Source organism: Polaribacter sp. (genome assembly GCF_039939415.1).
In the GTDB taxonomy this organism is placed as follows: Bacteria; Bacteroidota; Bacteroidia; order Flavobacteriales; family Flavobacteriaceae; genus Polaribacter.
Window position 1 is genome coordinate 71,607 of sequence record NZ_JBDVJE010000072.1, and the last position, 23,211, is coordinate 94,817.

The window sequence follows — 23,211 nt, forward strand, 5'->3', positions numbered from 1 at the left end:
AAAAAAAGTTAAAATTTTGCACTTTAGTGCATCTCACTTTAGCTTCTAAAATCTTTATTTTTATGTAGATACAAAGGTCAAATAGTCTTAGTGTAAGTAAATTGTAAGTATATCTAGTTTGGAGTACAAAATATAGATATTCAGTTCTCAATGGAGAGGTTCTCTCATTGTTTGTCTATAACTTGATCAAAAACTTGATCTGTTGTATTAGCATTATGCTCTTCTTTAAAATAGCTTCGACAAGATTATTCATTATCCAATTCGGCTGTAATAACCAAAAATATTCATGCCTTAAATTTACTTAAAGATAAGCATAATTTTATGATTTTTAACCTTTAGGAATATACAATAATTCAATTTTTGAATTACTATTTTTAAGTAAATCTAAATACTCTTCTGTTTTAAAAATTTTACTACTAAAACGAGAAACTCTATTTCTTCCTTCATTTTGTCTTGTTATACTTCTTGCAAAACGTCTTACTTGATCTTTACAAGTTAAAATAATACCTGGTACAGGAGCACCAACACCATTTTCATCTTTAGCAACCATAGTAAAATACGAAGAGTTACAATGTTTAATTTCACCAGATCTTATGTTTTCAGAAGTTACTCTTAAACCTACAACCATAGACGTTCTACCTGTAAAATTAATAGATGCTTTCATAGTTACTAATTCACCAACTTCAATCGGATTTAAAAAATTTACTTTATTAACAGAGGCTGTTACACAATAATGACCAGAATGTTTAGAAGCACAAGCAAAAGCAATTTGATCCATTAAATTTAAAATATAACCTCCATGAATTTTACCACTAAAGTTAGAATTAACAGGTTTCATTAATTCTGTAATTGTTATTTGAGATTCTTCTATATGTTTAAATTTTTTTGACATAAATTAACTTTTCACTATTTATTCTTATATGGTTTTATGAATTTTAAATTTTCTTTTAAACTTAATTTCTTCTCAAACCTTATTTTACTTCTAAAACACAAAATTATAGTTTTATTTACTTAGGTTAGGTAAAAAACATTATTTTTTATAATTTATTAATGATTTAACAATATAAGTGCTTCATTGTTGTGTAATTAATTTTATTTAAGTGATTAATTTATGATTTCATTTAATTTTAAGTTTTTATAAATTTATTAAAGTTAAAGAATATATAGAAGTAATTCGAAGTTGAGTATATAAAAAAAATACAACAATAAAAGTTTTATCTAATGTAAAATAAGAACTCAAAAATTTATCAAGTGAATGTGGTTTTTTTATGCGCATTTTAAAGTAAATTTGTAAGACTTCAAAAAAAGAAAAAATGAATTATATTTTATTTGATGGTGATGTTAGAAATGCTCTATTACCTTTTACATATACAAGACCTGTTGCAGATATTAGAATCGGAATTTTAACAATTAGGGAAAAATGGGAAAAACACCTTGGTTTAACAACTACAACAATTACTGAAGAATATTTAGAAGAAAAATATCCGATGGTAGAAATGAAAGAAAATATTCTAATCAATGCTTCTTTTTGTCCTACAAATAGTTTGGTTGACAAAGTAAAAAGTTTATCAAAAAATGAGGCCATTTTTAAAGGTGATGATGTTATTGCTTTTTATACTTCAGAATCTCAAGAAGAAGTAAATTTTGATGATTATAAACAGATTGAGTTTGATGAAGAAGTAATTCAAGTAAAAAATACGTGGGATATTTTTTCATTAAATTTTGAAGCTATCAAACAAGATTTCGATTTTTTAACAGAAGGACGAAAATCGCAACCAATTCCTGAAGGAACAAGATATATCAATAAAGAAAATATTTTTATAGAAGAAGGTGTCGAAATTACTTTTGCTACTTTAAATGCTTCATCAGGACCAATATATATTGGTAAAGATGCTGTAATTTTAGAAAATTCTGCTGTTAAAGGTCCATTTGCAATGTGTGAACATGCAGTACTTAAAATGGGAGCTAAAATTTATGGAGGAACAACACTAGGCCCTTATTGTAAAGTAGGAGGTGAGGTGAGTAATTCTGTTTTATTTGGATATTCAAGTAAAGGACATGATGGTTATTTAGGAAATTCTGTTTTAGGAGAATGGTGTAATTTAGGTGCAGACACCAATAATTCAAACCTTAAAAATAATTATGCTGAAGTTAAATTATGGAATTACGAAATAGGTAGGTTTGCAAAAACTGGTTTACAATTTTGTGGTTTAATGATGGGAGATCATTCTAAAAGCGGAATTAACACGATGTTTAATACAGGAACAGTAGTAGGTGTTAGCGCTAATATTTTTGGAAGCGGATTTACAAGAAATTTTGTACCTTCTTTTAGTTGGGGAGGAGCATCTGGTTTTACAGAATATAAAACAAATAAAGTTTTTGAGGTAGCAGAAGTGGTTATGAAACGTAGAGATATTATTTTTGATGATAAAGAAAAGAATATACTAGAAAATGTTTTTGAAGAAACTAAAAAGTATAGAAATTACTAATAAGCATCTACATCTATTATAAAACGGATAGGTCTAAAATCTTTAACAGCTTCAAAAGTATTTTTAATTTTTTGAAGTTGTTTTTTTGTATTTATTAAACTTTGTTTTGGAGGAATTTTAATAACAATATTTTTTATATATTGATTTCTAATTCTAGAAACTGATGGCGCAGTAGGACCTAAAACATGCTCTCCAAAAGAGTTTTGTAATGCTTTTGCCAACCAATTTACTCCATTTTCAACCTTATTATAATCTCTGTGTTTTAGTGTAATTTTAATCAACCTGTAATAAGGAGGATATTTATATTGCCAACGTTCTTGCAATTGTTCTTTATACATTTCTGTATAATTTGTAGTAGAAACTTGTTGTAATATTTGATGATAAGGATTAAATGTTTGTATGGCAACATTTCCTTGTTTTTTACTTCTACCAGCTCTACCAGAAACTTGTACCATCATATCATAAGCACGTTCATGTGCTCTAAAATCAGGAAAGTTTAACATGGTATCAGCATTTAAAATTCCAACTAAAGAAACATTGGCAAAATCTAAACCTTTAGATAACATTTGTGTACCCACTAAAATATCTATTTCTTTAGCTTCAAAAGCCCCTATTATTTTTTGATAACCATGTTTGCCACGAGTAGTATCTAAATCCATCCTTCCGATTTTATAATCGAGAAATAATTCTTTTAATTCTAACTCAATCTGTTCAGTTCCAAAGCCTTTTGTATCTAAAGTATTGCTTCCACAAGCACCACAACTATTAGGCATAGCACGTTGGTAATTGCAATAATGACAACGCAATTCGTTTCTAAATTTATGATAGGTTAAAGTAATATCGCAATTAGGACATTCAGGAGAAACTCCACACGTTTTGCATTCTACAACTGGGGAATATCCACGTCTGTTTTGAAACAAAATAACTTGTTCTTTTTCTTCTAGAGCAGCTGTAATTAACTTTATCATTCTATCAGAAAAATGACCTGTCATTTCTTTTTTACGCTGCTTTTCTTTAACGTCGATCAATTCAATTTTAGGTAACTGTACATTTCCATGACGTCTGTTTAATGCTACAAAACCATATTTGTTTTGTTGGGCATTAAAATAACTTTCTAAGGATGGAGTAGCAGATCCTAATAAAATTTTTGCATTATGAATTTTAGCCAAAACAATAGCTGCATCTCTAGCATTGTATCTTGGAGAAGGTTCAAATTGCTTATAAGAAGTTTCATGTTCTTCATCAACCACAATCAATCCTAAGTTAGAAAAAGGTAAGAAAATAGAAGAACGAGCACCTAAAATAATTTGTGCTTTGGTTTTATTTTCTAACACATTATTCCAAACTTCTACACGCTCATTCATAGAATACTTAGAGTGAAAAACAGAAATCTGATCTCCAAAATAAAATTGTAAACGTGTTATTATTTGTGTAGTTAAAGCAATTTCTGGTAATAAGAATAACACTTGTTTACCTTGGTTTAATACTTCTTGAATTAACTTGGTATAAACTTCTGTTTTACCAGAACTTGTAATTCCGTGTAAAAGTGTAACGTCTTTTTCTTTGAATGATTCTTTAATTTCAGAAAGGGCTTTTTCTTGAAATTCATTCAATTTTTTTAACGAATTTGTATCACCTTTAAACTGAATTCTATCAGTTTGAATATGATAAAATTCAAAGATATTTTTTTCTACTAAGGATTTTATGATAGATAAAGAAACCTTTGCTTTTGTTTCTAAATCTTTTGCTTTAATTGGTTTTTTTGATGCAGATAACTGAAAAAAAGTTAAAACTGCATCTCGTTGTTTTTTTGCTCTCGATAATTCTGTTAATAAATTCTCTAAAGAATCATCAGAAGAATATGTAGCATTTAAACGAATATATTTTACCAATTTTGGTTTGTATTGTTCGTAAATTTCTTCTTTAATTGTAATTGCCGTTTTTTTTATCAAAGAATTTACAATAGGCATTACTTTTTTCTTGCCTAAAATGGCTACAACCTGGTGTATTGTTAATTGAGATTGATGTTGTAATGCTTCAAAAATTAAAAACTCATCATTAGTAAGTATGTCTTCATCTGTAAAAGTTTCATTTTTATTGATAATAGTTTCACTTTCTAATAAAAAAGCAGAAGGTAAAGAAGCTCTATAAACATCACCCAAAGAACACATATAATAACTAGCAATCCATTGCCAATGTTTTAATTGCTTCTCATTTACCAAAGGTGTATCATCTAAAATTTGATGTATTTCTTTAGCTTCATACAACACAGGTTTTGTTTGATGAATGTTAAAAACCAAAGCAGAATACATTTTAGATTTTCCAAAAGAAACAGCAACACGCATACCTTTTTGCAAGAAATTTGCTTCGTCTTCAGTTACAGAATACGTAAAGGTTTTTTGAATAGGAATAGGTAATATAACGTCTATAAAATGCATTTTAACTTTAAGTACTTTTATGTTTTAAAAAAGTAAAAATATACTTAAAAGTTATTTTTACAAGTTTTAAATAATTTCGATCTAAAAGAAATGATTAGAACTAACATTCTTGCTAATTACTAAAAAATCAAAACTACAAAAAAACAGTATATTGTTCTCTGATAATTAAATATAAATGGAAGAAATAGAAAAACTTGTTGCCTATTATTTAACAACAAGAAATGTTTATGGTATTGAAGAAGTTTTAGATATACTTGTAGCTAAAACCACAAAAGTTAATTATAAAGATATTATAAAATGTATAGACAATCATTTAGAAAGAAAGGTAGAGTCTGATTTAACAATGTATTTAGCAGAAATTGCTGCTAAACAATTACCAGATTTAGAGACTATTATTTTAGAGAAATTAAGTTTATATTCTAGTAAAAGTGCTATTGAAGATTTAAAAGAAGCTTTAGATAAAATTAAGAATTAATCAAAATTATTTCTAGACAAATTAGTGTCTTATTTAGTTTCAAGCCCATATTCTCCAGAAACAGATCTTATAATTCTATCATTAGATCGCATTCTCATGGCTAATAAAGCAAAATCCATTACCAAATCATTATTGGTGTATTTAAATATTTTTTCTTGAGCGTTTTTAGAACGTTTATAATTAGCAGAAAATCTTTTTTTCCATACAGTTTCGTATGTTTTTAATAGCTCAATATTATCTTTTTCTAAAGCTTTATGAATAGCTTTGCTCGCCATAATTGCAGCTTCAAAAATAAATTTATAACCCTCACCAACAATTGGGTTTACTTGAGAAACACTATCTCCAACACAAACTAAATTATTAATAACAAATTTTTCTAAAACTGGTGTTATTGGTAAACTACCACCTTCTACAAGTTCATTATCTTTTCTAACCAATTTTTTTATTAAAGGTAATTCTAATATTTTACTTAATTGAGGTTTTAAGTGTTTAACTACTTCATCGTTAAAAGTTCCAAAACCAATAATTGCTCTTTTATTCTTTAGAGGAAAAATCCAACCATAGCCACCTTGATAATCTTTACCGCTTAAAAGGTACATTTTAGAAGGGTCTCCTAAATACTCTACATTGTATTCAACCCCAGTTGCAAGTATACTTTTGGTTTCTCTTAAACCAACTTTTTTACTAATAACTCCATTTGTACCAGAAGCATCAACTATAATTTTTCCAAAATATTCAATATTATTTTTGTCTTTAATTGATGAAAAATTTCCAGACGCCTCTTTTACAATATTTTTAATATGCACATTCGTTTTTAAAGTAACATAATCTGTATCTATAGCATCAATAAGTTCTTCGTGTACTTTTTTCTTATCTAATACAAATAGATTATCAGTTTCAATTTCTCTTTTAACTCTTTTAGATTGAAAAACTAAACTATTTATTTTTTGAGCAATTACGTTTTTAGAAAGATTAAAATCCTCCACATTCATAAAACTTCCAAGAGTATTAAAAGAGAATTCTACGAGATTATTTTTTCTATCTAAAACAAGAGTTTTTCTTTTAAGAATAGCCAATTCTCTAGCCAATATTAAACCAGAAGTTCCTCCTCCAATAATTACTACATCAAAATTATTCATAGATTATAAATATTGAGTGAAATTAAATATAATCTAAATAGAAAACAATTAATTAGGTTTTATTATATTTAATTTTATGCGAATGTTTTTTCAATAAAAATTTGTAACATAGCTGTTTGCTAATATTATTCACTTAATTTTGCTAAAAATAATTGATAACTTATGAAAAAGATTATACTAATTTTTATTATTACCATTTCTGCTATTCAATTTTCGAAAGCTCAAGATGATTTGTTAAATAGTGCTTTTGAAAGTGCTTTTGGAGATACTAATATTTTTAATGCAAATTTAGGTTTGACTAATATTGATGGTCAAAATTACTTTGGAATGAGAATTCAACCAGAATTTACCATTGGTAAATTAGGAGTTGGATTAGATGTGCCACTACTTTTTGATATGGAAAGTGGACAAATTAGAACAGAAGAATTTAAGCATGGTGCTGGTATTTTAAGAATGATACGTTTTTTAAGATATGGAAATAAAAAAACAGATCCTGTATTTATAAAATTAGGAGATTTAACAGGAGAAAAATTAGGTTATGGATCTTTAATAGGTAATTACACCAATGCAACTTCTTTTGAAAGAAGAAAAATAGGAGTGAGTGCTTCTATTTTAGTAAAAAAAATGTTTGGTGTAGAAGTTATTTATAGCGATTTAAATTTTAATGGGTCTACAAAGTTATTTGGTTTAAGACCCTTTGTAAAACCTTTTGGACAAACTGAAATTCCTATTATAAAAACAATGGAAATTGGTGCAAGTTCTGTTTCTGATTATGATGATTACCAAGAAGAAGGAGCAACAGAAATAACAACCAAGTATAGTAGTAATGGAGTAAGAGCTAATGGTTATGATATAGGGGTAAGTCTGATTAAAACCCAAATACTTCAATTAGGTTTAGATGCACAATTTAGCAAATTATCTAAAAATGATTTATTAGCTTTAGATACCCCTACTGCAAATTACGGAGCAGGAACTGGTTTTGCTGTTGGTGTTGAAGCCGATTTTAAATTTATTGCAAACTCTGTTTATATGAATGCAAGAATAGAAAGACAATGGTATGGAGACAATTACATTCCTCAGTTTTTTAATTTTGCTTATGAAATAAATAAAGACGCTAGGTTAAAAGAATTATTAACGGCAACAAAATCTCAAGGTATTTTTGGTACGTTAACTGCAGAAATTTTAAAAACAATTAAAATTGGTGGTTCTTTATTAATACCAGATGATTTAGATGGAAATGATCCAAGTAGTAGAAAAGCTATTGTAGGTATAGATTTAGAAACCAAACAAATAGGCAAATTTAAAGCAAAGGGAACTTATGTAAAAGCAGGATTAAATGATTTAGGAGATGCTTTTTCTTTAGATGAAAGATCTTTAGCAAACTTAATTGTAACTTATAAAGTAAATAAGTTTATGGAAGCTGGTGTAGATTATCAATGGACATTTGCAGAAAATGAAAACGGAGTTTTTAAAGCAATTAACCAAGTAAGACCTTATGTTGGCGTTAGTATCGATTTTTAAAAAGCATTTTTAATAAACTTGTTTATATATTACTATCTTGTTTTGTTTAACATGCTTATTTTATTTAATTATTAGTTATTAAAGAATGTTATAATTGTATTTAGTTTTAGGTATTTAAAATAAACTGCCTCCAAGAAATGAAAATTTGTATTGCACAAACAAAATCTGAAAAAAGAAAAGTTCAAAAGAACATTCAGAATCACTTGCAAATAATTGAACTTGGTATCAAATCAAATGCAGACTTAGTTATCTTTCCAGAATTATCTATTACAAATTACGAACCTAATTTTGCTAAAGAATTTGCAACAGAAATAGAAAGCAGTATTTTTAATCCATTTCAAGAACTATCTAATAACAATGAAGTAACCATTGGAATAGGAGTGCCTACAAAAGCAAGTGATGGTATAAATATTAGTATGTTGATTTTTCAACCGAATAAAAAGAGAGTTGTTTATTCTAAACAAAAGTTACATTCAGACGAATTACCATATTTTGTTTGTGGTAAAGACCCAATAGTTCTAAACATTAAAGGAAAGAATATTGCAATTGGTATTTGTTATGAAACGCTACAACGTGAACATTTTCTGAATGCCAATAAAAAAGGTGCTGACATTTACATTGCAAGTGTTGCAAAACCAAAAGGCGGAATTGAAAAAGCCTATAAACACTTTCCAAAAATTTCCAGAGAATTTCGAACACCAATTTTAATGTCTAATTGTGTTGGTTATTGCGACAACTTTATGAGTGTTGGTAAAAGTGCAGTGTGGAATAAAAATGGAGAGTTAATTAAACTACTTGACAGCGAAAACCAAGGAATTCTAATTTATGACACAGAAACTGAATTGGTAAAAATTAACCAAACTAAAATAGAAAAAGGACAACTTTTTGATTTAAAAAAGTTATTTCAAGTTTATCTAGATGGTAAAAATGATTTAGAAAATAAAGGAATTTATCAATGGACAGATAATTACCCAACAATTTCAATTATAGAAAATGATTTAAGAAAAGGTGTTCTCTACATACTAAAAAGCAACGAAAAAATTATTGGAGCAATAAATATAAGTGAAGAACAAGAGAAAGAATATGAATTGGTTAAATGGAAATTTAAAAATTCAAAAGTATTAGTAATTCACAGACTTGTAATCGACCCAAAATATCAGAAAAAAGGATACGCACAAAAATTGATGGACTTTGCAGAAAGTTTTGCAAAAAATAATGATTACTCTTCAATAAGATTAGATGCATATAGCCAAAATGAGAGAGTAATTGAATTTTATATGAAACGAAACTATTTTATTCGCGGAAATGTGAATTTTCCGGAAAGAAAATATGAATTTCATTGTATGGAAAAGGAAATAATAATTACTAACAACAACTTGTATTGTTAATATTATAAAAAAACAAATAAACAAGTTTAACTTTATTAACTCCTTATCTTTTATTGAATAATAAAAACATAAATAAAATGTATGTAACATACAATTTACAAGAAATATAGAATTAAACAGGTTATATAATTGTCTTAAGTTGTGTCTAATGTAAAACTAGGAACATTCATTACAAACCCCAGTTAGAACACAATTCGCGTTTTGGACTATATATCCATTAGGAATGTTATACTCAACAGGTACTTGTAGACACTCTATTGAGTCACACGTCAAACAACGAAAATGAAAATGATGCTGAATAATTTCTGGTTGATTCTCACATTTTTTACAAATGGCAAAATACTGTTTCCCATCTTCTGCAACTATTTTATGCACTAAATCATCCTCACAAAACCTATTCAATACTCTGTATATAGTAGCCCTGTTTATTTTAATATCCAATTGTTTTTCAATAGCATCTTGACTCAATGCTTTTTTTGAATTTGATAGTAAATTTAAAACAGCTTCTTTTGTTGGTGTATTTCTTCTATTCATTTGTTAACGCGAATATATTGCAATAATACAAAAAGATTGTATATTTGCCAAAAATACTATTGCGACAATTTCGCGTTAAATTGTTTTTATAATGAATAGAAGAGAAATCATAAAACTAATAGGAGTATCTGGTTTGGTACTTACAATACCACAACCGTTGACTCTCTTTGCTCAATACAATAACAAAATGGAGAAAAAAAAATTTGAAGTAATCATAATAGGTGGAAGTTATGCAGGACTTTCATCAGCAATGGCATTAGGACGTTCATTGAGAAATACATTAATAATAGATGCAGGTAAACCTTGTAATAGGCAAACACCGCATTCTCATAATTTTCTAACTCAAGATGGAAGTACACCAAAAGAAATTTCTGAAATTGCCAAAAATCAAGTAACAAAATACAACAGTGTCAAGTTTTATAATGGACTTGCAGTTAGTGGAAAAAGAGGTAAAAGCGGATTTGAAATCACGACTTCAAAAGGTGATGTTTTTGCAGCAAAAAAACTAGTTTTTGCCACAGGAATAAAAGATCTAATGCCCAATGTAAAAGGTTTTGCTGAATGTTGGGGAATATCTGTCGTGCATTGCCCATATTGTCACGGTTACGAAATACGAAACAAAAAAACCGCTATCATTGCGAATGGAGAGCGCGCTTTTCATCTTGCTTCTTTAGTAAATAATTTAACAAAAGAAATAACCATCATCACTTCCGGAACAAATAACTTTGAAGAAATTCAACTCGAAAAATTAAAACGGTACAATATAAAAATTGTGGAAAAAGAAATTACTGCGATAGAACATCAAAATGGACAATTGGAAACAATAGTATTTAAAGATGGAAGTACAGAGAATTTTGAATGTGCCTACGCTTCTATTCCTTTTGAACAAAACTCAAACATTCCCAAAGAGTTAGGTTGTGAACTTACAGAAAACGGACATATTAAAGTGAATTTTATGCAAAAAACTACAGAAGAAAACATTTTTGCTTGTGGAGACAACAGTACAATGATGCGTTCTGTTGCACTAGCAGTTTCCAGTGGTAACATTTCAGGTGCAGTTGTTAATAATGAACTTACACAAGAAAGCTTTTAATATGGTTGAAGTATTTATAACAAACGTAAAATCAGCATGTCTCTCACAAGAAGTTCTACAGCTCTTAGAGAAAAACTTTCCAACTCTAAAAATCAATTTCGACTTGGAAGATTTTAACAAACCATATCCTTGTGGTCATTCCATTTTAAGAATTGAAGGAAAAGTTATTGACGTAGCGTCAATAACCCAACATCTTAAAAGTAAAGGAGTAGCATGTGAGTTATTAATAGATAAAATTTGTGGGTAATATGACAGAATTTTGGGAAACAGCTTTTAATAATAAGCAAGAAATGTGGGGAATGCAACCTGCAAAATCTGCGGAACTGGCAACGAATTTCTTTTTAGAAAACGCTATAAATAAACTTCTAATTCCAGGAATTGGATATGGACGAAATGCCAAACCATTTGTGGATCATGGAATTGTAGTTACAGGAATTGAAATTTCAAAAACAGCCATTGAACTTGCTAAAAAAAATTACGGAAGTGATTTGAAAATTTTTCATGGTTCTGTTACAGAGATGCCTTTTAACCAAGAAAAATATGATGGAATCTTTTGCCATGGACTTATCCATTTATTAGATAGCAATGAAAGAAAAAAAATATTACAAGATTGTTACAGTCAATTAACAGAAAAAGGATGTATGGTTTTTACTGCTATAACCAAAAGTGCACCTCAATATGGACAAGGTGAATTAATTAGTAAAAACCGTTACGAAATTCATAAAGGGGCAAAAATATTTTACTACGACAAAGAATCAGTTAAAACAGAATTTGAAAAATACGGGCTTCTTGAAATTTTGGAAGTAGAAGAAAATCAACCAATGTATTTGATTAAGTGTAAGAAAAAATAAAAAACAAACTTAAGATGTGTTTAAGTAATAGGGCTAAATTTTAAATCGAAAATTACCGTATATTTATTCCAAAGCTAATCATATCGTTAGCCAAAAATATGAATTATTAATTACATTGAATAAAGTCTACAAACAAGTTTAGCCCTGATTGAAGCGTTTGTTTGAGCTCTTTTTGAAGAATGAAAAAAAGCGAGTGCGGAAAGCAGGAAATAGCTTCAAAAAAAAAAAGAATAAGATTGCTTTGTAAACTTACTATAATAAATATAAAAAAGCCTCTCAATATTGAGAGGCTTTTTTAGTTATACTAATTTCTTAGCGTTTTTAACTTTTTGCTTTGTAAGTGCGATGTCTATTACTTCTTTCATTTCTGTAACATAATGAAAAGTCAACCCTTTTAGGTAGTTTTCTTTTATTTCTAAAATGTCTTTTTCATTGTCTTTACACAAAATAATTTCTTTAATATTTGCTCTTTTAGCAGCTAATATTTTTTCTTTAATTCCGCCAACAGGCAATACTTTTCCACGTAAGGTAATTTCGCCTGTCATTGCTAACTTGTTTTTAATTTTACGCTGTGTATACGAAGAAACTAAAGAAGTTAACATGGTAATACCTGCACTTGGTCCATCTTTTGGTGTAGCACCTTCTGGTACGTGAATATGAACATCGTATTTTTCTAAAAGTTCTGGTTTTATACCAAAATCTTCTGCATTCGATTTTATGTATTTCATGGCAATTGTTGCAGATTCTTTCATTACAGTTCCTAAATTACCTGTAATAGAAAGTGTACCTTTACCTTTAGATAAAATAGATTCTATAAATAAAATATCTCCACCAACACTTGTCCAAGCTAAACCAGTAACAACACCAGCAACATCATTGTTTTCAAACTTATCTCTAAATCTTGGTGTTCCTAAAATATCTTCTACTTTTTCTGATGATAAAGAAACATCATATTCTTCTTCTAAAGCAATAGATTTTGCAGCAAAACGAACTACTTTTGCAATTTGTTTTTCTAAACCTCTCACACCAGATTCACGAGTATAACCTTCAACAATTACTTCGATTTGTTTTTTACCTAACTTTAAATTCTTGTTCGTTAAACCATGTTCTTTTAATTGTTTTGGTAATAAATGTTTTTTGGCTATTTCTATTTTTTCTTCTATAGTATAACCAGTTACATTTATAATTTCCATTCTATCACGTAACGCCCAAGGAATTTGACCTAAGTTGTTAGCGGTTGCAATAAAAAGGACTTTAGATAAATCGTAACCAACTTCTAAATAATTGTCGTAAAACGCTTCATTTTGCTCAGGATCTAACACTTCTAACATTGCAGAAGAAGGATCTCCTTGATGACTTTGCCCTAATTTGTCTATTTCATCTAACACAAAAACAGGGTTTGAAGTTCCTGCTTTTTTCAAATTCTGAATTAAACGCCCAGGCATTGCACCAATATATGTTTTTCTGTGACCTCTAATTTCTGCTTCATCACGCAAACCACCTAAAGACATACGTACATATTTACGTCCTAATGATTCTGCAACAGATTTTCCTAAAGAGGTTTTACCAACTCCTGGAGGTCCGTATAAACAGATAATTGGAGATTTCATATCTCCTTTTAACTTTAAAACTGCTAAATGTTCTATGATTCTTTCTTTTACTTTTTCTAAACCAAAGTGATCTCTGTCTAAAACTTTTGTAGCATATTTTAAGTCGAATTTATCTTCAGAATAAATACCCCAAGGTAATTCTAGTAATAATTCTAAATAGCTTCTTTGAACTCCATATTCAGCAGCTTGTGGGTTCATTCGTTTTAAACGATTGATTTCTTTTTCAAACGTTTCTCCTACTTCTTTTGCCCACTTTTTAGTTTTAGCTTGCTTACGCATTTCTTCTAATTCTTGGTCATTAGAAGCACCACCCAATTCTTCTTGTATGGTTTTTAATTGCTGATGTAAATAATATTCACGTTGTTGTTGGTCTAAATCTTCGCGAGTTTTAGACTGAATGTCATTACGTAATTTTAATTTTTGAAGTTCTTTGTTTAAGTTTGTTAATGCTAATAATGCACGTTCTTTTAGATTATCTTTTTCTAGAATAACTTGTTTGTTAGCTACAGATAAATCCATATTAGATGAAATAAAATTCACCAAAAACGAATTCGATTTTATATTTTTAATGGCAAAAGAAGCTTCACTAGGTAACATAGGGTTTTCCTTAATTACTTCTAAAGCTTGTTCTTTAATAGAATCTATAATAGCATTAAACTCTTTTTCGTTTTCTGCACTTCTATCATCTACAGCTTCTTTTACTGTTGCTTTTAAATACGGTTTGTCTTGAATAATGGTGTCTATTTCAAAACGTTTTTTACCTTGAATAATAACAGTTGTGTTACCATCAGGCATTTTTAAAACACGTAAAATTTGTGCAACTACACCAGTTGTATGAATGTCTTTTAAACCAGGTTCTTCTACATCTTCATTTTTCTGTGCAACAACACCAATAACTTTATCACCTTTGTTTGCATCTTTAATTAATTGAATAGATTTGTCTCTACCAGCAGTAATTGGTATTACAACTCCAGGAAATAAAACGGTATTTCTTAACGGTAAAATTGGTAATACTTTTGGTACACTTTCATTATTGATGATTTCTTCATCTTCTGGTGTCATTAACGGAATTAATTCCGAATCTTCATTCAACATATTTTGAAGCGACAAATTGTCTAAATGCATTATTTTTGGTTTGCTCATGTGCTATATCTCTGTCATACTGACATTAATTTTTATTAAGTAAAAAATCAACTACAGTGTTTTGTTTTTAATTAATTGATAATCATTGCTTTATGGATTAATCTGTAATTTATCAATATTATAAAAACAATTGTTATGCCAATGTTAGTATTGATGGATTAGTTTTATTTTTTAAATTTGATTAAAATCTTAAACTATATTTATGAAAAGTACTACACATCATGTTGAATGAATTGGCAAAAGGTTGAAAATGGAAAAAAATTAAGAACTTAACTAAAACATTGTATATAAAGTTGTAACAATAATTCCTTTATTGCTTTCTAAAGTATATGTTAATAACAGTTTTTCTTCTTTAATTTTTAAATTAAAAGGCACTTTTAAAAGATCAATGCCACTTTGTTTTTTTAAACGAATTCCTTGACCAGAAATAATGTCTTTATTAGGTTTAAAGTTTTCTAAAGGTAAATGTTCAGTAAGAATTACGTATTTATAGTTTCCTAATTTTTTAACCACATTTTGTACTTCATTATTAGATAAATGTTGTAAAACTTGTCTTATAACTACACAATCTCCAGAAGGTAATTCATTAACAGCTATGTCTAAACAATGAAACTCTAAATTGTCTGCTTTATACGTTTTTTTATTATGATTGATTAAGTTTTCTACAATATCTACCCCAATATATTTTTTAGTAAATTTAACAAAGTTTTGACCAATATTAAAATCTCCACAACCTAAATCTAAAACTGTAATTGGTGTTTTAAATGATTTTAAAAAGTGAATAACACTTTCTAAATAAGGTGCTATAATTTCTTTTTTATGAGAACCATCCCCAGAATAGAATGGAGTATTATTAGTTCCCCAAAGATTCATTTCATACACCTGATTCATTGCATCTTTTGTTGGCCATGGTTTTTTTTTAATCATTATAATGTAACTAATTTATTTATTTTTTTGCGATAGAAAATATTAAAGGTTGTTATATTTTAATTTATTTTTTAATTAAAATTTAGACACTTAGTTAGTATTTTTTTATTATTTTGCGAGTGATTTCGGGGGATTTCATTCATTGTAAAAAAGTTAAACAATATAATATAACTTTTAAAAATCTCTTGTAATGATAAAAAACATAGTATATAACTTTGCTAATAAATTCCTCTCTAAAAATAATGATACTTATTTTGTAAATAGTATTCTCAGAAAATATAAGAGTAAAAGCTATTATTTAACTTTATATCTTAACAGTGATGAGAATAAAAAAGAATATACAAATATAAATATTTATGATACAAATAATTTAAAATTTGGCATTACCTATAGAGAAGCAAAAAAAAAGATTGCTTACAAAGATTCAGTTGTAAAAAAAGACTTAGTTAACTCTTTAGTTCTAATAAAAAAAACAACAGTTGGAGATTATCCAACAAAATTAGTACTTCACTTTTATAAAAATAGTTTATTTCTATTTAATTACACATTTTCTAATTTAGATAAAAACGACAAGAATAGTATAAAGAAAATTTTAAAAGAAAAGTATTTAAATAAAAATACTCAATTTGATTTTTCCTCTCAGACTATTTTAGACCATGCAGGTAATTATATTGTTATTGAAGATGATGTTTATTTTACAATTAATTATTTGTCATCAAAACATCAATTTTTTAAACTTTTAAATGAAGAGGAAATAGAATTGAATAAAAAAGTAAAACAAAACTCCGAATTAAAAAAAATAGAATTGCGTAATAAATTATAATAACAGCCTACTCATTAGAATTAAAACGTTCCTCATAAAAAAAATGTATTTTTATTTCTACAAAACTGTCACAAATTAAAAACAGTTTTGTCTATAGAATAGAAACGTTTTATTGGAAACTAATCAACCACATATAACCAACCTTATAGAACGCTGCAAAAAGTCGGATAAAAACGCGCAGTTAGATTTATACAAAGCATATTACAAAGCTATGTATAACACTGCATATCGTATTTTAAAAGATAATTTTGAAGCAGAAGATATTATGCAAGAAGCGTTTTTAACGGTTTTTACAAAAATGCATATATATAAAGGTGAAGTAGCATTTGGTGCCTGGTTAAAAAGAATAGTTATCAATAAAAGTTTAACACAATTAAAAAAGAACAATCGCTATAATGAAGTGAAAATGGAAGTGATTCCTAATGATGAAGTAGAAGATGAAGTTATAGATTATGCTGGTTTAAAAGCAACTAAGGTATTAGATTGTTTGCAAAGTTTAAAAGAAAATTACAGATTGGTTTTAAACTTACATTTAATTGAAGGATTTGATTATGAAGAAATTGCTCAAATATTAAATTATACCAATGAAAATGTTAGAACAACAGTTTCTAGAGCAAAAAAGAAATTAAAGCAAGTTTTACTTGCAGAAAATATACAAGCACAAGCGTATGGAAGATAAATTACATCAATTTTTTTCTGAAAATGAATTCGATATTCAAGAACCACATTCTGGGCATTTAGAGCGTTTTGAACGCAAATTAAACCACTCAAATACAATAAATAGAACTTCTTGGAAATGGTTATCTGCAGCAGTATCTGTAGTTTTAATAGTTGGTTTTTGGTTGGGTAGCAATCATCAAAAAAGTCAATTAGATTTGGCAGATATTTCTCCTAAAATGGAAGAAGTACAAACCTATTTTGTTTCTACAATTAATCAAGAATTAAAAACAATAGAAAAAAGTAGAAACTTAGATACAGAGAGTATTATAGAAAATGCCTTAGAAGAATTAGAAGAGTTAGAAGATGAATACAAGCTTTTTGTATTAGAATTAACTCAAAATGGGCAACAAAGAAAAATTATTAGCGCAATGATTAAAAATTATCAACAACGTTTAGATATTTTAGAAAATACGTTAAAACAAATAGAACAAATAAAGAATCCTAATATTTTAAACAATGAAGTCTATATATAAAATTACATTCCTTTTTATTTTATTACCACTCATAACATTAGCTACAGATAGTCCTAAAAAACATGAAAAAAGCAGAGTTATAAAGAAAAAATATACTGTAAATGCAGATGCTAAGGTATCTTTAGATAATAGATATGGAAATTTAAACATTACAACTTGGAATAAGAATAGTGTAGAAATTGAAGTTACAATAACTGTAAAAGGAGATGATTTAGATGATGTAGAAAACAAACTTTCTATTATAGATGTTGTGTTTAATGCAAGTTCATTTTTAGTAGAAGCAGAAACTATTTTCGAAAAAAATAAGAGCAGTTGGTCTTGGTTTAAAAAGAGCAATAACGTGAATTATAAAATTAATTACGAAGTAAAAATGCCAAGGTCTAATTCTGTAGATTTAGACAATGATTATGGTAATATCTATTTAGATGCATTAGATGGTAAAGCAAGTATAAATTGCGATTATGGTAAGATTTCGATAGGAGAACTTAATGCATCTAACAACAATATTAACTTAGATTATTCTTCTGGTTCAAGTATTTATTTTATGAAAAAAGGAGATGTTAATATTGATTATTCTAAATTAACCATCGAAAATTCTGAAGAAATAAATGCCAATACAGATTACTCTACATTAAAATTAGAAAAAACAGAAAGCATTAATTTTAATAGTGATTATGGTTCAATTTCGATTGATGAAGCAGTAAATATTAAAGGAAATTCAGATTATTTATCAATGCGTTTTGGAACTGTACATAAAAACTTAATGATAGATACAGATTATGGATCTCTAAAAGTTCAAAATTTAGTCAAAGGTTTTAATACTGTAGAAATTGACGGAGAATATGCAGGTATAAGAATAGGGGTAGATTCTAATGCTGTTTTTGAATTTGAATTAGATTTACAATATGCAGGTTTTAGTAGAGATGATGATAAAATGGAGTTTTACAAAAGTATATCTAAATCAACTAAAAAATATTATCAAGGTAAATTCGGAAAAGGAAAAACCAACTCTAAAATTAAAATTACATCACAATATGGAGGTGTAAGTATTAAAGAAAATTAAAAAATAATCAACCAAAAATAAATACCATGAATAAAAAATTACTATTATCTAGTTTCATTTTAATGTTAGCTTTTACTATAAATGCGCAGAATTGGTACAACAATAAAAAAATTAAAGGAAATGGAAATGTTGTTACTGTAAATAGAACAACATCAGATTACGACGCTATTTCTGTAGGAGGTTCTTTTGATGTAAATCTTGTAAAAGGAAAAGAAGGAAAAATTACTATAGAAGGAGAAGAAAACATTATACCATATATAGAAACAGAAGTTTCTAGCGATGTTTTAAAAATTAAATTTAAAAAAAATATAAATATTAAAACCACTAGAAGATTAACAATAACAGTAACTTATAAAGATATTGAAAGTGTTGCATTAGCAGGATCAGGAAAAATTACATGTAATTCAATTATTAAAGCAAATGACTTTAAAGCAAGTTTAGGAGGTTCTGGAGATATTACTTTAAAAGTAGAAGCAGATGAAATTAAAGTATCTATTGGAGGTTCTGGTAATATTAATTTAGAAGGTAATTCTAACGAGTTAACGTGTTCTATTGCAGGTTCTGGTAGCGTTAGAGCTTATGGATTAAAAACTGATGAAGTGTATGCAAATGTTGCAGGATCTGGTAATGTAAGAACAACTGTTACTTCCAAAATTAAAGCAAAATTAGTAGGTTCTGGAAGTGTGTATTACAAAGGAAACCCTAAACATGTAGATAGCAAATCTGTGGGTTCAGGAGATATTGTAGACAGAAATTAAACTACCACCAAACTAAAAATATTTTTACAAGTGTACCATTTTGCTTTTTTATCCAGCAAAGTGGTGCGCTTTTTCTATAGATATAATCTTGTGCTTGATAATGAAATTTTTCGAATGTTAACCAATTTACATTTTTGTGCGGAATTACAATCCAATCTTTTTTATTTGGAATAAAAAATTTACAATTTTTAAATTCTAACAATTCTTTTTGGTTGATGTAAAAGCCAACAATACAATCTTGATTTAAACTAGATAATTGTAAGTTTTTATCAGCAAAAGGAACAAATAATTGTCCTTTAAAATAAACCTGTTGCTCAATGTTCTTAGAATTTAAATTAATAGTTTTTAAAAACGCTTTACATTCTTTAGAGTAGAGAAGTGGCAGTTGTTTCTCTTTTAATTTAACTAATTTTTCAATTAAAGAATCTTTTCTGTTTGGACCAATAAAATGGTCAATTTCACTGTTACCAACAGAATTGTCGTACAAATAGAATTTGTAAATAACTTCTAAATGAATCGTTTTTTCTTCTTTTTTGATAATACAATCTAACTCGCCTAAAGTAAGTTTTTCTTTCTGAATTTGAATATTCTCACAAAGAATAGAAATCTTTTTTTCTTGTTCTAATTGAAAAGAAACTAAACGTTCTACATACTTCCCTAAACGTAATTTTTTATTAATTTCAATATTAATTTTGGTTGATTTTGTTTCAATATCAAATTGTTGTAATTTATAAACAGCATCATGCTTCCACAAACAATTGGTTTGCAGAAATCCATCAAAATGCTTTTGAATGTTTTTGTTTTGTTGATGCATAATTACATTTCAAATTTACGTATTTATAATTTTCATATCATAGATTAATTTGTACATTGAAAATCTAAAAAATCATTACAATGCAATTTCAAAAAAACTGTTTTCAATTTTTAAAAGCTTTACAAAAAAACAACAATAGAGATTGGTTTACAGAACATAAACCAAAATTTATAGAAATTCAAAAAGAAGTAAAAGAAGTTTTTTTAGAAATGCAAAATCAGTTAGCAATGCATGATGAAATAGAAAAAATGAAAATCTATAGAATTTATAGAGACGTTCGTTTTTCTAAAGATAAAACCCCTTATAATCCTAGGTTTGCAGTTTCTTTTTCTAGATTAGGTAAAGAATTAAGAGGTGGTTATTTTTTACAAATCAAACCAGGTGAAACGTTATTGGGTGGTGGTTTTTGGCAACCAGAAAAACATGATTTGCAAAGAATTAGAAAAGAAATAGAGCAAGATGCAACCGAGTTTCGTGAAATTTTAGAAGATAAAGACTATGTAAAATATTTTGGCGGAAAATTTGGTGGAGAAGAACTAAAATCTGCACCAAGAGGTTTTGATAAAGAGCATAAAGACATCGATTTATTACGTAAAAAAGGGTTTATAGCTATTAGAAACTTTACAGATGCAGAAGTGCTTGCACCTAATTTTTTAGAAGAATTAGATAAGAGTTTTAAAGCTTTACGTCCGTTTTTTAATCTCTTTAGCGATGTTTTAACCACAAACTTAAATGGTGAATCTATAATTTAATGAGCAATATTTTTTCTCTTACAATAAAAGTATCTAAAGAAGATATAGATACTTTACATCATGTAAACAATTTGGTTTATGTAAAATGGATGGATGACATTGCTACCAAACATTATGCATTCTTAACCAAAGACAATCCTTTACCTCAATATGTTTGGGTAGTAACAAAACATGAAATTGATTATAAAAATCAAGCGATTTTAGGTGATGAAATTACTGTAAAAACTTGGGTTGGTGAAACCAAAGGAATTACTTCTGTGCGTTTTATGGAATTTTATAAAAAAGAAATTTTGTTAGTAAAAGCAAAAACAACTTGGGCAATGTTAGCTTCTAAAACGTTGAAGCCTGCAAGAATAAGAGAAAATGTTTTAAAAGTATTACAACCTCCTAAATAAAAGTATCTTTGCACAAAATTAAGATACAAAATGGCCACTTTTTCTAACTTAGGGATTCATAAGAATTATATTAAATCTATTAAAGAATTAGGAATTTCTACACCAACAGAAATTCAAGAAAAAACAATTCCTGTTTTATTAAAATCTTCTACAGATTTTATTGGATTAGCACAAACTGGTACTGGTAAAACAGCTGCTTTTGGTTTGCCTATTTTACATAAAATAGATGCAAGTTCTAATCATATTCAGGCTTTAATTTTATCGCCAACAAGAGAATTAGTACAACAAATAAAAAAGCAATTATTTAAGTTTACTAAATATAATGAAGAAAGAATTTTTGTAGAGGCTGTTTTTGGAGGTGAAAAAATAGACAGACAAATGAATAATCTAAAGAGAACAACACATATTGTTGTTGCAACTCCAGGTAGATTAATTGATTTAATAGAAAGAGGAAGTGTAGATATTAGCCATGTAAAAACTGTAGTTTTAGATGAAGCAGATGAAATGTTAAGCATGGGTTTTAAACAAGATTTAAATAGAATCTTAAAATTTACGACTAAAACCGATAGAAAAACATGGTTGTTTTCTGCAACCATGCCAGAAGAAATTAAAAGAATTGTAAAGACGTATATGGATGCGAATGCTCCTAGAATAGAGGTAAACAAAAACACATTAGTAAATGCAAATATTCGTCATCATTTTGCAAAAACTACTTTAAAAGAAAAAGCAGATGATATAATTTCTTTTTTAGAAAAAAGACAAGATCAAAGAGGAATTATCTTTTGTAGAACAAAAGCTGGTGCTCAAAATTTAGCAAATTTTTTAATTGAAGAAGGTTTTTCTGCAGCAGCTTTAGAAGGAGATATGCAACAAAAAGAACGAGATAAAGTAATGCGTGCTTTTAAAAAAGAAAACTTACAATATTTGGTTTCTACAGATGTTTCTGCACGTGGTATAGATGTAAATGGTTTAGAATTTGTAATTCATCATCAATTACCAGAACAATTAGAATACTATGCTCATAGAAGTGGTAGAACTGCAAGAGCAGGAAAAACAGGTGTTTCACTTGCTTTTATTTTGCCTTCAGAATTAGAGAAAATTCATCAAATTCAGAAAGAATTGAATATTAAATTTTCTCAGGTTACAGTTTAAGAATAATGTAATTTTAAATAAATATAAATGGAACTCATTTATGTTTTAGACATTTTAGGAACTTTTGCATTTGCAATTAGTGGAGCTTTAGTGGCTTCTGATAAAAAACTTGACTTATTTGGAGTTATAATTATTGCATTTGTTACCGCTGTTGGAGGTGGAATGTTGCGTGATGTTTTGATTGATGCACATCCAATAAATTGGATTGGAGATCTTAATTATTTATACACAATTTTAGCAGCCGTAGTTTTAACTTTTTTATTTAAAAGTAAGATTGCTCCTTTAAGTAAAACCCTATTTTTGTTTGATACTATTGGTTTAGGAGTTTTTACTTTATTAGGTTTACAAAAAGGATTGTCGTTTAATTTACAACCTATTATAGCATTAATCATGGGCATGATTTCTGCAGTTTTTGGTGGTGTTTTACGTGATGTTTTAACAAATAAAATTCCATTAATTTTTGAAAAAGAAATTTATGCTTCAGCATGTTTAGCTGGAGGAATAACCTATTTAATGTTGAATTATTTTAAAGTTCCAGAAAATATTATTTTTATTATTTCTGCTACTGTTATAGTTATTATAAGAATTATAGCTGTTAGATTTCATTTACAATTACCTAAAATAAAAGAGGATTTATTTACAAAAAAATAAAA

23 protein-coding genes are annotated in these 23,211 nt (G+C 27.7%); 16 read left to right on the top strand and 7 right to left on the bottom strand.

Features of this window, described 5'->3' with window-relative positions; translation table 11 throughout:
* Window positions 1–328 precede the first annotated feature (328 nt).
* Window positions 329–892, bottom strand: a complete 564-nt coding sequence (locus ABJG40_RS12080) for an acyl-CoA thioesterase (RefSeq protein WP_348024839.1) — start codon at window positions 890–892, stop codon at window positions 329–331.
* A 421-nt stretch (window positions 893–1,313) separates the two neighbouring features.
* Between ABJG40_RS12080 and ABJG40_RS12085 the strand changes: the two genes are divergently transcribed.
* On the top strand, window positions 1,314–2,489 hold the full coding sequence (locus tag ABJG40_RS12085; protein ID WP_348024840.1) for a GlmU family protein: 1,176 nt from the start codon (window positions 1,314–1,316) through the stop codon (window positions 2,487–2,489).
* Here the strand turns inward: ABJG40_RS12085 and priA are convergent.
* Complete coding sequence (priA, locus tag ABJG40_RS12090; RefSeq protein WP_348024841.1) at window positions 2,486–4,927, bottom strand: primosomal protein N'; 2,442 nt, start codon at window positions 4,925–4,927, stop codon at window positions 2,486–2,488. The two genes, ABJG40_RS12085 and priA, sit on opposite strands and share 4 nt — an antisense overlap.
* 175 nt (window positions 4,928–5,102) lie before the next feature.
* Here priA and ABJG40_RS12095 point away from each other — a divergent pair, with 175 nt between their 5' ends.
* The gene (locus tag ABJG40_RS12095; protein WP_348024842.1) at window positions 5,103–5,402 is read left to right on the top strand and encodes a hypothetical protein; all 300 of its coding nucleotides are present in this window, start codon (window positions 5,103–5,105) and stop codon (window positions 5,400–5,402) included.
* Between the two features lie 29 nt (window positions 5,403–5,431).
* Here the strand turns inward: ABJG40_RS12095 and ABJG40_RS12100 are convergent, their stop codons facing one another.
* A complete protein-coding gene (locus ABJG40_RS12100; RefSeq protein WP_348024843.1) occupies window positions 5,432–6,541 on the bottom strand; it encodes an NAD(P)/FAD-dependent oxidoreductase in 1,110 nt (369 codons plus the stop codon).
* A 162-nt stretch (window positions 6,542–6,703) separates the two neighbouring features.
* On the opposite strand from ABJG40_RS12100, the gene ABJG40_RS12105 reads away from it, so the two are divergent.
* A complete protein-coding gene (locus ABJG40_RS12105) occupies window positions 6,704–8,062 on the top strand; it encodes a hypothetical protein (protein WP_348024844.1) in 1,359 nt (452 codons plus the stop codon).
* Window positions 8,063–8,199: 137 nt separating this feature from the next.
* Complete coding sequence (locus tag ABJG40_RS12110; RefSeq protein ID WP_348024845.1) at window positions 8,200–9,450, top strand: GNAT family N-acetyltransferase; 1,251 nt, start codon at window positions 8,200–8,202, stop codon at window positions 9,448–9,450.
* A 156-nt stretch (window positions 9,451–9,606) separates the two neighbouring features.
* On the opposite strand, the gene ABJG40_RS12115 is transcribed toward ABJG40_RS12110, so the two are convergent.
* Complete coding sequence (locus tag ABJG40_RS12115) at window positions 9,607–9,984, bottom strand: transcriptional repressor (protein WP_348024846.1); 378 nt, start codon at window positions 9,982–9,984, stop codon at window positions 9,607–9,609.
* Between the two features lie 187 nt (window positions 9,985–10,171).
* Between ABJG40_RS12115 and ABJG40_RS12120 the strand changes: the two genes are divergently transcribed.
* Genes ABJG40_RS12120 through ABJG40_RS12130 form a run of 3 tightly spaced genes read left to right on the top strand, consistent with a single transcriptional unit; the run spans window position 10,172 to window position 11,928 of the window.
* Complete coding sequence (locus ABJG40_RS12120) at window positions 10,172–11,077, top strand: NAD(P)/FAD-dependent oxidoreductase (RefSeq protein WP_348024869.1); 906 nt, start codon at window positions 10,172–10,174, stop codon at window positions 11,075–11,077.
* Window positions 11,052–11,324 (top strand): hypothetical protein, encoded by a 273-nt coding sequence (locus ABJG40_RS12125; RefSeq protein ID WP_348024847.1) that lies wholly within the window; start codon window positions 11,052–11,054, stop codon window positions 11,322–11,324. Before ABJG40_RS12120 ends, ABJG40_RS12125 begins: the two co-directional genes overlap by 26 nt.
* Window position 11,325: 1 nt before the next feature.
* Window positions 11,326–11,928, top strand: a complete 603-nt coding sequence (locus ABJG40_RS12130) for a class I SAM-dependent methyltransferase (protein WP_348024848.1) — start codon at window positions 11,326–11,328, stop codon at window positions 11,926–11,928.
* Between the two features lie 299 nt (window positions 11,929–12,227).
* Here the strand turns inward: ABJG40_RS12130 and lon are convergent, their stop codons facing one another.
* Together lon and ABJG40_RS12140 are read right to left on the bottom strand one after the other, a co-directional pair.
* Window positions 12,228–14,681 carry an endopeptidase La gene (gene lon, locus ABJG40_RS12135; RefSeq protein ID WP_348024849.1) on the bottom strand — a complete coding sequence of 818 codons (2,454 nt, stop codon included), beginning with the start codon at window positions 14,679–14,681 and terminating at the stop codon, window positions 12,228–12,230.
* Between the two features lie 273 nt (window positions 14,682–14,954).
* Window positions 14,955–15,608, bottom strand: a complete 654-nt coding sequence (locus ABJG40_RS12140; RefSeq protein ID WP_348024850.1) for a class I SAM-dependent methyltransferase — start codon at window positions 15,606–15,608, stop codon at window positions 14,955–14,957.
* A gap of 190 nt (window positions 15,609–15,798) precedes the next feature.
* Here ABJG40_RS12140 and ABJG40_RS12145 point away from each other — a divergent pair, with 190 nt between their 5' ends.
* The 5 genes from ABJG40_RS12145 to ABJG40_RS12165 all read left to right on the top strand — a co-directional run bounded on the left by ABJG40_RS12145 (window position 15,799) and on the right by ABJG40_RS12165 (window position 19,445).
* Window positions 15,799–16,431, top strand: a complete 633-nt coding sequence (locus ABJG40_RS12145) for a hypothetical protein (protein ID WP_348024851.1) — start codon at window positions 15,799–15,801, stop codon at window positions 16,429–16,431.
* 112 nt (window positions 16,432–16,543) lie between these two features.
* Complete coding sequence (locus ABJG40_RS12150; RefSeq protein ID WP_348024852.1) at window positions 16,544–17,110, top strand: RNA polymerase sigma factor; 567 nt, start codon at window positions 16,544–16,546, stop codon at window positions 17,108–17,110.
* The gene (locus ABJG40_RS12155; RefSeq protein ID WP_348024853.1) at window positions 17,100–17,624 is read left to right on the top strand and encodes a hypothetical protein; all 525 of its coding nucleotides are present in this window, start codon (window positions 17,100–17,102) and stop codon (window positions 17,622–17,624) included. Before ABJG40_RS12150 ends, ABJG40_RS12155 begins: the two co-directional genes overlap by 11 nt.
* On the top strand, window positions 17,608–18,687 hold the full coding sequence (locus tag ABJG40_RS12160; protein WP_348024854.1) for a hypothetical protein: 1,080 nt from the start codon (window positions 17,608–17,610) through the stop codon (window positions 18,685–18,687). The genes ABJG40_RS12155 and ABJG40_RS12160 overlap by 17 nt, the downstream gene beginning before the upstream one ends.
* Window positions 18,688–18,713: 26 nt before the next feature.
* Window positions 18,714–19,445, top strand: coding sequence for a head GIN domain-containing protein (locus ABJG40_RS12165; protein WP_348024855.1), 732 nt, complete (start codon window positions 18,714–18,716; stop codon window positions 19,443–19,445).
* A gap of 1 nt (window position 19,446) precedes the next feature.
* Here ABJG40_RS12165 and ABJG40_RS12170 read toward each other — a convergent pair whose 3' ends face one another.
* On the bottom strand, window positions 19,447–20,259 hold the full coding sequence (locus ABJG40_RS12170) for a DUF1853 family protein (protein ID WP_348024856.1): 813 nt from the start codon (window positions 20,257–20,259) through the stop codon (window positions 19,447–19,449).
* Window positions 20,260–20,339: 80 nt separating this feature from the next.
* On the opposite strand from ABJG40_RS12170, the gene ABJG40_RS12175 reads away from it, so the two are divergent.
* The 4 genes from ABJG40_RS12175 to ABJG40_RS12190 are packed head-to-tail and all read left to right on the top strand — an operon-like array spanning window position 20,340 to window position 23,209.
* Entirely contained in the window at window positions 20,340–21,011 is a 672-nt protein-coding gene (locus tag ABJG40_RS12175) for a DUF2461 domain-containing protein (protein ID WP_348024857.1), read from the top strand.
* The gene (locus tag ABJG40_RS12180) at window positions 21,011–21,406 is read left to right on the top strand and encodes an acyl-CoA thioesterase (RefSeq protein WP_348024858.1); all 396 of its coding nucleotides are present in this window, start codon (window positions 21,011–21,013) and stop codon (window positions 21,404–21,406) included. Before ABJG40_RS12175 ends, ABJG40_RS12180 begins: the two co-directional genes overlap by 1 nt.
* Before the next feature lie 30 nt (window positions 21,407–21,436).
* On the top strand, window positions 21,437–22,558 hold the full coding sequence (locus ABJG40_RS12185) for a DEAD/DEAH box helicase (RefSeq protein WP_348024859.1): 1,122 nt from the start codon (window positions 21,437–21,439) through the stop codon (window positions 22,556–22,558).
* Between the two features lie 27 nt (window positions 22,559–22,585).
* Window positions 22,586–23,209 carry a trimeric intracellular cation channel family protein gene (locus ABJG40_RS12190; RefSeq protein ID WP_348024860.1) on the top strand — a complete coding sequence of 208 codons (624 nt, stop codon included), beginning with the start codon at window positions 22,586–22,588 and terminating at the stop codon, window positions 23,207–23,209.
* The last annotated feature ends 2 nt before the right edge of the window (window positions 23,210–23,211 follow it).

Bases quoted from the DNA above. Each gene is read 5' to 3' on its own strand.
- ABJG40_RS12080 (WP_348024839.1), bottom strand. From the start codon at position 892: ATGTCAAAAAAATTTAAACATATAGAAGAATCTCAAATAACAATTACA.
- ABJG40_RS12085 (WP_348024840.1), top strand. From the start codon at position 1,314: ATGAATTATATTTTATTTGATGGTGATGTTAGAAATGCTCTATTACCT.
- priA (WP_348024841.1), bottom strand. From the start codon at position 4,927: ATGCATTTTATAGACGTTATATTACCTATTCCTATTCAAAAAACCTTT.
- ABJG40_RS12095 (WP_348024842.1), top strand. From the start codon at position 5,103: ATGGAAGAAATAGAAAAACTTGTTGCCTATTATTTAACAACAAGAAAT.
- ABJG40_RS12100 (WP_348024843.1), bottom strand. From the start codon at position 6,541: ATGAATAATTTTGATGTAGTAATTATTGGAGGAGGAACTTCTGGTTTA.
- ABJG40_RS12105 (WP_348024844.1), top strand. From the start codon at position 6,704: ATGAAAAAGATTATACTAATTTTTATTATTACCATTTCTGCTATTCAA.
- ABJG40_RS12110 (WP_348024845.1), top strand. From the start codon at position 8,200: ATGAAAATTTGTATTGCACAAACAAAATCTGAAAAAAGAAAAGTTCAA.
- ABJG40_RS12115 (WP_348024846.1), bottom strand. From the start codon at position 9,984: ATGAATAGAAGAAATACACCAACAAAAGAAGCTGTTTTAAATTTACTA.
- ABJG40_RS12120 (WP_348024869.1), top strand. From the start codon at position 10,172: ATGGAGAAAAAAAAATTTGAAGTAATCATAATAGGTGGAAGTTATGCA.
- ABJG40_RS12125 (WP_348024847.1), top strand. From the start codon at position 11,052: ATGAACTTACACAAGAAAGCTTTTAATATGGTTGAAGTATTTATAACA.
- ABJG40_RS12130 (WP_348024848.1), top strand. From the start codon at position 11,326: ATGACAGAATTTTGGGAAACAGCTTTTAATAATAAGCAAGAAATGTGG.
- lon (WP_348024849.1), bottom strand. From the start codon at position 14,681: ATGAGCAAACCAAAAATAATGCATTTAGACAATTTGTCGCTTCAAAAT.
- ABJG40_RS12140 (WP_348024850.1), bottom strand. From the start codon at position 15,608: ATGATTAAAAAAAAACCATGGCCAACAAAAGATGCAATGAATCAGGTG.
- ABJG40_RS12145 (WP_348024851.1), top strand. From the start codon at position 15,799: ATGATAAAAAACATAGTATATAACTTTGCTAATAAATTCCTCTCTAAA.
- ABJG40_RS12155 (WP_348024853.1), top strand. From the start codon at position 17,100: ATGGAAGATAAATTACATCAATTTTTTTCTGAAAATGAATTCGATATT.
- ABJG40_RS12160 (WP_348024854.1), top strand. From the start codon at position 17,608: ATGAAGTCTATATATAAAATTACATTCCTTTTTATTTTATTACCACTC.
- ABJG40_RS12165 (WP_348024855.1), top strand. From the start codon at position 18,714: ATGAATAAAAAATTACTATTATCTAGTTTCATTTTAATGTTAGCTTTT.
- ABJG40_RS12170 (WP_348024856.1), bottom strand. From the start codon at position 20,259: ATGCATCAACAAAACAAAAACATTCAAAAGCATTTTGATGGATTTCTG.
- ABJG40_RS12175 (WP_348024857.1), top strand. From the start codon at position 20,340: ATGCAATTTCAAAAAAACTGTTTTCAATTTTTAAAAGCTTTACAAAAA.
- ABJG40_RS12180 (WP_348024858.1), top strand. From the start codon at position 21,011: ATGAGCAATATTTTTTCTCTTACAATAAAAGTATCTAAAGAAGATATA.
- ABJG40_RS12185 (WP_348024859.1), top strand. From the start codon at position 21,437: ATGGCCACTTTTTCTAACTTAGGGATTCATAAGAATTATATTAAATCT.
- ABJG40_RS12190 (WP_348024860.1), top strand. From the start codon at position 22,586: ATGGAACTCATTTATGTTTTAGACATTTTAGGAACTTTTGCATTTGCA.